Genomic DNA, 8,274 nt, shown 5'->3' on the forward strand with positions numbered 1-8,274 from the left:
CGGGTAATAAAAGAAATCACACTATCAAAGTCTTGCTTTGGAGGCAGGTGCATTCCATGGCTGGGGCCGCGCGGTAATGGGAGATTAGATGTTGGATTGCGCTGGTTTAGGGACGTTGGTTGGCTCGTGTCACTGCGGCGCAAGAAATGTTGTCACACGCGATGACTTGACAATCGTGAGTCCTCATCAGTACAACGGATCCACCGTCTCTCACGCAAGTGAGCAAATTCTATTCCGGTGATCGCCTTGTTAAAAACAACGGTAGCAAAAGCTCTAGCAAAAACGCCAACAATGACGTCGGTCACGGTGAATGCGAAAGCCACCGGTTTTGTGGCGGCATGTTGTGCCTGCCTTATGCTCTCCCTCCCGAGCTGGGCCGAGTTTCGATCAGCGGATGAACGCTTCACCATGGCCCTCACCGGTGACTCCATCATTACGCGCAAGCTCTCCGTGTATGACGAGCCCGAGTACCTGCAGATGATCGAGTTGATCCGTAGCGCAGACCTTGCGTTTACCAACCTCGAGGTGCTGTTCCATGACTATGAGACCTACCCCATGGCGGTTAGTGGCGGCACCTGGATGCGCGCCGACCCGGGCTTGGCGGGAGAGCTCGCCTGGGCTGGCTTTGATCTGCTCTCCCGCGCTAACAATCACACGGGGGATTATGGCGTTGAGGGCATGCGAATTACCTCTCGCCATGTGCGCGAGGCCGGGTTGCTCGACGCCGGTGTTGGCGAGAGCCTCGCTGAGGCGCGGGAAGCGAAATTTCTTGAAACAAGCAAAGCGCGCGTTGCGCTGATTTCGCTCTCCTCTTCCTTTGCCAGGCACATGGGGGCCGGGCCGTCCCGCGATGACATGCCCCCGCGGCCAGGGCTCAACCCGCTTCGTTACGACACCACCTACGAGGTAGAGGCGGAGGAGTTTGAGCGCCTCAAAACCCTGGGCATGACTCTCGGTCAGTTCACCAACCAGGACGGCAAGCCGCGCGGCCTCAAGGATGACAAGCCGGGCGAATTCAAGCTCTTCGGCAGCGACTTCAAACTCGCCGATAGCAATCGGGTGCGTACCACCGCCAATGAGAAGGACCTGGAAGCTATCGCTGCTGTCGTCAGCAACGCCAAGCGCCTTGCCGATTTCGTTATCGTTACGATTCATGCGCATGAGGGCCAGAAACGATCGGAGCCCGCCGAGTTTATTCCCGTATTTGCGCGAGCCATGGTAGATGCCGGCGCCGATGTGTTTGTGGGTCATGGTCCCCATGCCCTGCGTGGCATAGAGATCTATGACGGCAAGCCGATTTTTTACAGCCTCGGCGATTTCATTTTTCAGAACGAAACGCTGCTGCGACTGCCCTACGACAACTACGCCCGCTATGACCTGGATGAGAATGCCCACGTGGCTGACTTCAACGATAAACGCTATAAAAACGATGCCGAGGGCTTCCCCGCCAATCCGGAAATCTGGGAGGCCGTGGTTGCGGTACCCGTGTTTGAAAATCAGCAGCTCGTTGAGCTTGCGCTGCACCCGATAACGTTGGGTTACGGGCTACCCCGGCAGGTTCGGGGACGGCCGATGCTGGCCGATCGTGAACTCGGTGCAAAGATTATTAATGATCTTAAGGAACGCTCGGCGCCCTTTGGCACACAGATCACACAGCGGCGTGGCGTTGGCTATGTCGAACTTCCAAACCATTAACGCAGCACCTCATCTCACCATCGCATCAAACAATGGGAACGTTCTTATGATTCGATTCACGCAATGGTTACTTATCGCGGCCCTTGGCATAGCCCTCGCTGGCTGCGGCGAAGCCGAAGAGCCCACCCGGAACGTCGCGCCGATGCCTACGGTAACAACAACGGCGACGCCTCCCGAGCCGGTTCGCATTGCCGTGCTCCGCTTTTCCCACGAAACCTGCACCTTTTGTCCCGGCGGCGACGTGACCATGGCGGATTGGACAAAGATTCGCGATATGGATGTGGGTGATGAGGTGCTCACCGCAGGCGGGTACACCAAGGGGTTTACCAGCGCCATGGGTGAATATCAGGGCGTAGAGCTTATCGGCCTGACTTCACCGCCCGGCGTCTATGGAGGTTCTTCGCGCAGCTGGTCTACCCGCGAAACCTTTGAGGAAATCATGGCGGGACAGATCGCCGACCTTGAGGCGGCCATGCCCGTAGACGGCGTTTATCTTGCCATGCACGGGGCCATGGCGGTGCGAGGCATTCCTCGTCCTGAGGCGGAAGTTGCCAAGCGCATCCGTCAGGTTGTGGGTCCGGATGTGCCCATTGCGGCCACCTTCGATCTGCACGCTAACGAAGACGAGGAGTTCCTCAAGTGGGCCGACATCTCGCTGGTCATCAAGCGCTACCCCCATTACGACACGGGTCTGCAGGGTGAGCGTGCAGCAAGGTTGTTGCTGCGCACCATCCGCGGCTCCTTTGATCCCACCGGCGCGACGCGGCGCCCGGGCATCGTGACACCCACGGTGCTCCAGTGGACGGGCCGTTCGCCTTATATGGATATTTACGAACGTGCCCGCCGTTGGGAATCTCGGGAAACTGACGTGTTCGTCAGCGTTGCTCTGGGCTTTCCCTGGTCGGATGTTCCAGATCTTGGCGCTAATATCCAGGTCATTACCAATAACGATCAGGCGCTTGCTGATCGCATCGCCGATGACATGAACGAATATATGTGGCGCGTGCGCGAGCAAATGTTCGACACCGAAATGCTGATGCCTGAAGAGGCCGTGTCGAGGGCCATTGCCGACATCGAAGGCGGAGTGAGCCCCGTGGTGCTTGCGGATTACAGTGACCGCAACGGCGACGCCACATGGATACTCGACGAAATCGTAAAACAGGGGTTGAGCGGCGTGCTCTACGGCACTGTCCGAGACGAACTGGTCATACAGCAGCTGCTATCCTCCGAGGCCCAGCCCGGCGATGCCTTCGATATGCCTGTAGGTGGGTTCGCGGCAGACTCCAGCGGCAAACCCGTGCAGATTACGGGTACGCTTAGCTACCTTGGTGAGGGTCTGGGTTACGAGACGATTGCCATCGTGGAGTTCGGCGAAGGTAATTCGCTAATCATCACGCCGGCGCTGCGCCAAATCATCTGGACCGAGCAGCTTGAAGTCGGTGGTCTTGATCCTGACGACTTTAAGGCCTTTGTCACAAAGTCACGCGTGCACTTCCGTCGCGGATTCGATGAGACGGGCTACTCCCCCTCAATTTACATCGTTGACGCACCGGGAGGATTTGTCGGTACAGTGCGCCTCGACTCCCTGAGCTATGACAACGTGGAGCTCACCGACCTGTATCCCTACGGCACGCCGCCCGATCGGCGCTAATTCGCCCTTTTTGGGAGGGCGCCGAGTCCCGTCAGACAAACCCGCGATCGACAAACCAGAATATGCCCAGGGCGAGCAACCCGCTTGCCAGCATGGTCGCGGCGGGGACCTGCAGCGTTTTTACGGCGGGGATGATCCGCGCCAGTAATAGCAAAAGGACAATCAGTGTCCCTACGATAAGCAGCTGGCCAAGCTCAATACCGAGATTGAACACCAGTAAGGCAATAGCGAGCTGCTCAGTGGGCAGGCCGATCTCCAGCAAAGATCCAGCGAAGCCGAAGCCGTGAATCAGCCCGAAGAACGCAGTGAGCAACGGCGTCATTGCCGGTACCCAGGCTGCGCGCTCGCGCGTCAGGAGCAGGTAGGCCCCAAAAAATAGTGTTATGCCGGCCATGGTCAGCGGGTCCGGTCCACCTCGCAGCAAGCCGTACAATACAATGACCGATCCGCAAGCGAAGACCGTCCCTGCGTAGACACCCAGCCGCGACTGGCGCCGGAACACGCTTTCTGCGGCGACTAGCGCGATGGTAAGCCCGATAAGCGCCTCTACCATTTGTCCATCAGGTGAGGCAAGGCCGAGTACGGCAAGGGCTAGGGTGATGCTGTGGCCTACGGTGAAACCGGTGATCGCAAAGACCAGGGGCTTGATGCCACCCACCAGAAGCATGATCGACGCGAGAAAGGCCAGGTGATCAAAGCCGAAGGCCATGTGACCGATACCCAGACGGGCATAGCGTTTTGCGACGTCGGTAAGTGCTACCGCGGGCGCTCCAGGAAGCTCCCACACTCGGTTTGCGCGGTCCAGTACACGCTCCGCGACGAAGGCGCCATCGACGCTGCTGACACGTACAAAGTGCAGGTGGTCTGGAAGGAGCTCGAAGAACGCGTTGTTCCGGAGCTCGACCGGGCCCTCGGCTGGGCAGTTGGCGACGAAACTGGCTTGTAAAAACGCCTCGGTTTCTGTTGTGGCGAAGCGGGATTTCTCGCAGGCACCGACGGCCGTAAACAGCTGGTAACGATCTTTGACGACGGATCCAACGATATCCAGCGGCGACTGATTCGCGTAGTAACGTAAATCTGCAAGTTGCAAAAACTGATCTCGCCGCATGTTGTAGGTGACAGTAAACTCCTGCTCGCCCGGGCCGGCTCGCAATACGCCATAGCTCTCGCCCAGAGAGTGGGCAAAGAGTGGCGACGGGAACAGGGCAAGCATCAGCCAGAGGACGAGATGTCGCATGCTATGGTGCAACACGGAGGTTTTTGCGTATTTCTGCGCGCTGCCTGAGCCATTCGAGGTACTCGTCGTAAGCGAGGTCTTGCCGCTGCAGCTGCAATTCGCCTCTCACGGAGAGGCGGACCTCTTTAAAGGGTGGGACCCGTGCCTCATTAACAGCAGCAACGCGGATTAGACGGTAACCGCGTTTTGCTTCATAGCCCAGCACGCTACCCACCTCTGCGGTTTGCAGGAAAGTGACGACCTCTTCAGGAAAACGCCGAGCAAGCTTATCGAGGCTGAAGGGAACAGGTGGCAGTCGACTGACCGAAACACCGCTATTCTCCGCAGCCAACGCTCTTATTGCGACGCCTTCACGGAGCGCAGCCTCTGTTGACGGCAGCTGCGATCTGTCGCTAACCACGAGCCCCTCGAGCTGGATTGTCAGCGGCTCGGCAAAGAGTGTCTTGTTCGCGTTGTAAAAGGCGCTTATCTCGACGTCCGGCACGTTGCGACTTCGCTCTTCATTCAGGATGGCCTTCTCCATCGCCTGGATGATGGCAATGCGGACATTAGAATCACGACGAAGAAGCCCGAGCTCCGAAGCCCGCTGAATCAGCAACTCCTCGTCGATCATGTCATCAAGAGTATCTAGTAGCTGGTCCACCGGCGCCCCTTCCTGCGCTCGTCGCTCCAGGAGGCTTCGTAATTCATCCGTGGGAATCCGGGTCTCATTCACCAGGGCCGCGGTGGCGTCGTCCAGCGACGGGCTTTCATCATCCACCAGCCCTGCCAGAGCGATGAGAACCCCGAGCACTACGGCGGTAACCAAAAGGCCATCTGTCGGTTTCACGGCTTAATCCCCGGCTTCAAGAACGGACAATATGGTAACTCCATTGCGGAGGAAGTATTGCCAAGTTCACCGACCTTATTCGGAAGGCTCCACGCGTTAAGTCCTGTAAGCGCCGCCGTGTACCAACTGATGCCATTTCCTGTACTGCCTGGCTCTACTGCCGCTTCAATCTCCGCTACCGCAATATTGAAGTTCCGATGGCCCAGCGCGGCTCCACTGTCAGCCGCGAAGCGAACAGCCTACGCAAGCCCGTCTGCAAGACCTCGCCGGAATAGCGGAGTGGGTGGGGTGGGTGGATCATTACTTCAGAACCTTAGTCGAAGGTGACCGGGTAGTGCTTGCTGAACTCGACCCGCGTTGCGTCATGATCGATGTTCCTGCCCCAGTTTAAGATTGTAAATCCATCGCTCTGCACGGAGTCAATCGAGGGAATAGTCCCGGTAAACACGCTCTTGCGATAGCCCTTTGCCAACTCGGGTTGCTGCGCAGTCTGATGCCAGGTCCAGAGCAAATATGTCGGCTCAAAGAGCAGACGCTTTCGATTCCAGTTTTCCGGAATTGTGTCCATCAGGTCCCGTCGAACAAGCCGGGGGACATGAAGTACCGGATTGGGCGCGTAGATGCCCTGACAGCGGAAGAATCCCAGGGTTTCCCAGAGCCAGTTTTGCCAGTTGTTGAGCTGCTCATTCGGCCTCTTGCGTTGTTTGTGAGCTATGAGGGGAGCGCTGAAAACCTGCGCAGGATCGGGGAGGTCTTTGAGTAACAGCATATCATCGTGCCACCAGATCCAGGACTCGAATTGCTCTGCAAAGACTTGCTGGTGTTCCCACATACGCAAGACCTTATTGGCTCTTGGGGAGTGACACCAGTGAGTGAGTGCCTGAATTTCCATGCGATCCAGCCAGGACGCTGGCGGAAGATGCTGCTCCTCCGTGAGTAGGGCTATTGGCCAGTCACCCAGGTGATGCCGAATCGCGGCGACCACAACGGGCAGGTAGTCCTGGTCTTTGGGCCTGTAGCTGATAGCGATGGGTGGCCTGACCTTCGACGAAATACTAAACATCGTTTCGAATTCTCCAACATAATAACCAACGTCAGCGCCGAGACAATCTGGCAACAATAAACCAAATCCTTGCTGAATTGTTCCGATAAATATGCCTGTGATTCCAATAGAGATCCCAAAGAACGTTTGGACTTTTTACGACTTTTACTGAAGCGGAAGTTTATCTATCGTGGGTTACAAAGGTGAATGACCCCAGTAAAGGAGGCAAACAGCATGTGCGGAATGCAGGGGTACCTATGACGGCCGTCAAAGCGCTTGCCGAAACTCCCAGGAAGACTCTCTCGGTGATAGTAATCACCAAAGACGAGGAGGATCGAATCGGCCGCTGTTTGGAGTCAGTGAAGGGGCTTGCCGATGAGATTATCGTGCTGGACAGTGGCAGCACCGATGGCACCTTGAACATCGTAGCCCGTTACACCACCAACTTTATGTCTACGGACTGGCCAGGGTATGGTATCCAGAAGCAGCGGGCGCTGGCGAAGGCTGAATGTGACTGGGTCCTGAGCATAGACGCCGATGAAGCCGTAGACGAAAAGATGCATGACTGGATAGGTGGATTCCTGGCAGGAGGGCAGGTGGGCGTCACCGGTGTCAAATTGCCCTGGGGAGTATTGCTCTATGGAAAGCGCCTTGACCATGGACGCAGTGCGCGGGCGCCTTTGCGATTGGTGCGCAGAGAAGGTGCCGCATTCACCGAGGACAGGGTCCACGAGTCGCTGAGGGCAGGGGCGGGAGAGGTAGTTACGGCGAAAGGTCGCCTATTGCACTACACAAGTCGCGATTACGGTCACGCGGTGGACAAGTACGCGCGCTACAGCTGGCTGGGCAGCCAGGAATACTTTGAAAAGGGTCGGCGATGTCACTCCCTTTCCTTTGCCTTGATGAATTCTCTTTGGGTTTTCTTTCTGATTTACGTAATTCGGAGAGGCTTTTTAGATGGTCCCGTGGGATTCCTGGTCGCCGTCAATTTTTCGCAGCATACGTTCAATAAGTACGCCGGATTGTGGACGCTCACGCGGGAAGAGAAACAAACTGCGAGGTCTTAGGGTTGGTGGCGATTGAGGCTGCGGCGCGTGGAGAGTCCGGGAACTCGTAACCGAAGGTTTCGATATCCTTCCGATACATTTCTGCCACGGCTTCGCGAGTCTCTGCATCGTAGAAGTCATGCAAGCTGGTTTTTATATTCTCCCCGTTTTGCAGAAGAACATTTCGAATCCGTCGCTTACGGACTCTCGAATCTTTACCTGAACTATTGCGGTGAGGAAGCTTCGAGTCATGAATTTCGAGGCGCGCGCATACAAGGTCAAAGTCCGCTTGCAGATTCTCGAAACGACCGACGTAATCGACCAGCAAGTGCCCGTCGGCATCGTACAGCATGTCAAACTGGGGCATCACATGGCGGTATTTGTCGCCCCATCCAGGCTTCGGCTGCTTCTCAAGCACAAAGTGTTTGAAGCTTCGGTGGTGCAGGTAGTTGCGATAAAGATACTCCGAGAGAATTCTTGCCCAGGGATTGCGAACAAAACTGAACTTGAAGTATGTGGAGAACTGCTCTGCTGCGACATGGCCGCATGCTACATACTCCGCAGCAGAGAGGTGAGACAGCTTCTCCGTTCCCCGGCGGGGGTCATTGTTAGCATTGAGGTACAGGGTTTCCCGATCGCGCTCCCAGTCAAGCCCTTGCCGCTGCATGAAGAATTGCTCAATGCTCTGCCCCGCTACTTTGGGGATATGCACAAAAATGCATCGATGCTCATTGCAAATCATGGTTTCACTCCCCGATCTGGGCACAACAATCT

At 56.6% G+C, this 8,274-nt stretch carries 7 protein-coding genes; 3 read left to right on the top strand and 4 right to left on the bottom strand.

Annotation, left to right across the window (positions count from 1 at the left end; all coding sequences use genetic code 11):
• Positions 1–291 precede the first annotated feature (291 nt).
• Positions 292–1,695 (top strand): CapA family protein, encoded by a 1,404-nt coding sequence (locus ACTG3T_RS09210; protein ID WP_439101972.1) that lies wholly within the window; start codon positions 292–294, stop codon positions 1,693–1,695.
• 46 nt (positions 1,696–1,741) lie between these two features.
• Positions 1,742–3,346 (top strand): M81 family metallopeptidase, encoded by a 1,605-nt coding sequence (locus tag ACTG3T_RS09215; protein ID WP_439101973.1) that lies wholly within the window; start codon positions 1,742–1,744, stop codon positions 3,344–3,346.
• A gap of 31 nt (positions 3,347–3,377) precedes the next feature.
• Here the strand turns inward: ACTG3T_RS09215 and ACTG3T_RS09220 are convergent, their stop codons facing one another.
• The 3 genes from ACTG3T_RS09220 to ACTG3T_RS09230 all read right to left on the bottom strand — a co-directional run bounded on the left by ACTG3T_RS09220 (position 3,378) and on the right by ACTG3T_RS09230 (position 6,475).
• The gene (locus ACTG3T_RS09220; RefSeq protein WP_439101974.1) at positions 3,378–4,583 is read right to left on the bottom strand and encodes a HupE/UreJ family protein; all 1,206 of its coding nucleotides are present in this window, start codon (positions 4,581–4,583) and stop codon (positions 3,378–3,380) included.
• 1 nt (position 4,584) lies between these two features.
• Positions 4,585–5,412: a peptidyl-prolyl cis-trans isomerase gene (locus tag ACTG3T_RS09225; RefSeq protein ID WP_439101975.1), complete on the bottom strand. Its 828-nt coding sequence runs from the start codon at positions 5,410–5,412 to the stop codon at positions 4,585–4,587.
• 313 nt (positions 5,413–5,725) lie between these two features.
• On the bottom strand, positions 5,726–6,475 hold the full coding sequence (locus ACTG3T_RS09230; RefSeq protein ID WP_439101976.1) for a hypothetical protein: 750 nt from the start codon (positions 6,473–6,475) through the stop codon (positions 5,726–5,728).
• 236 nt (positions 6,476–6,711) lie between these two features.
• Here ACTG3T_RS09230 and ACTG3T_RS09235 point away from each other — a divergent pair, with 236 nt between their 5' ends.
• Positions 6,712–7,521 carry a glycosyltransferase family 2 protein gene (locus tag ACTG3T_RS09235; RefSeq protein WP_439101977.1) on the top strand — a complete coding sequence of 270 codons (810 nt, stop codon included), beginning with the start codon at positions 6,712–6,714 and terminating at the stop codon, positions 7,519–7,521.
• Here the strand turns inward: ACTG3T_RS09235 and ACTG3T_RS09240 are convergent.
• On the bottom strand, positions 7,487–8,274 hold a 788-nt coding region (locus ACTG3T_RS09240), incomplete at its 5' end, for a sulfotransferase family 2 domain-containing protein (protein WP_439101978.1). The genes ACTG3T_RS09235 and ACTG3T_RS09240 overlap by 35 nt on opposite strands.

Source organism: Congregibacter sp. (genome assembly GCF_965660375.1).
GTDB lineage: Bacteria > Pseudomonadota > Gammaproteobacteria > Pseudomonadales > Halieaceae > Congregibacter.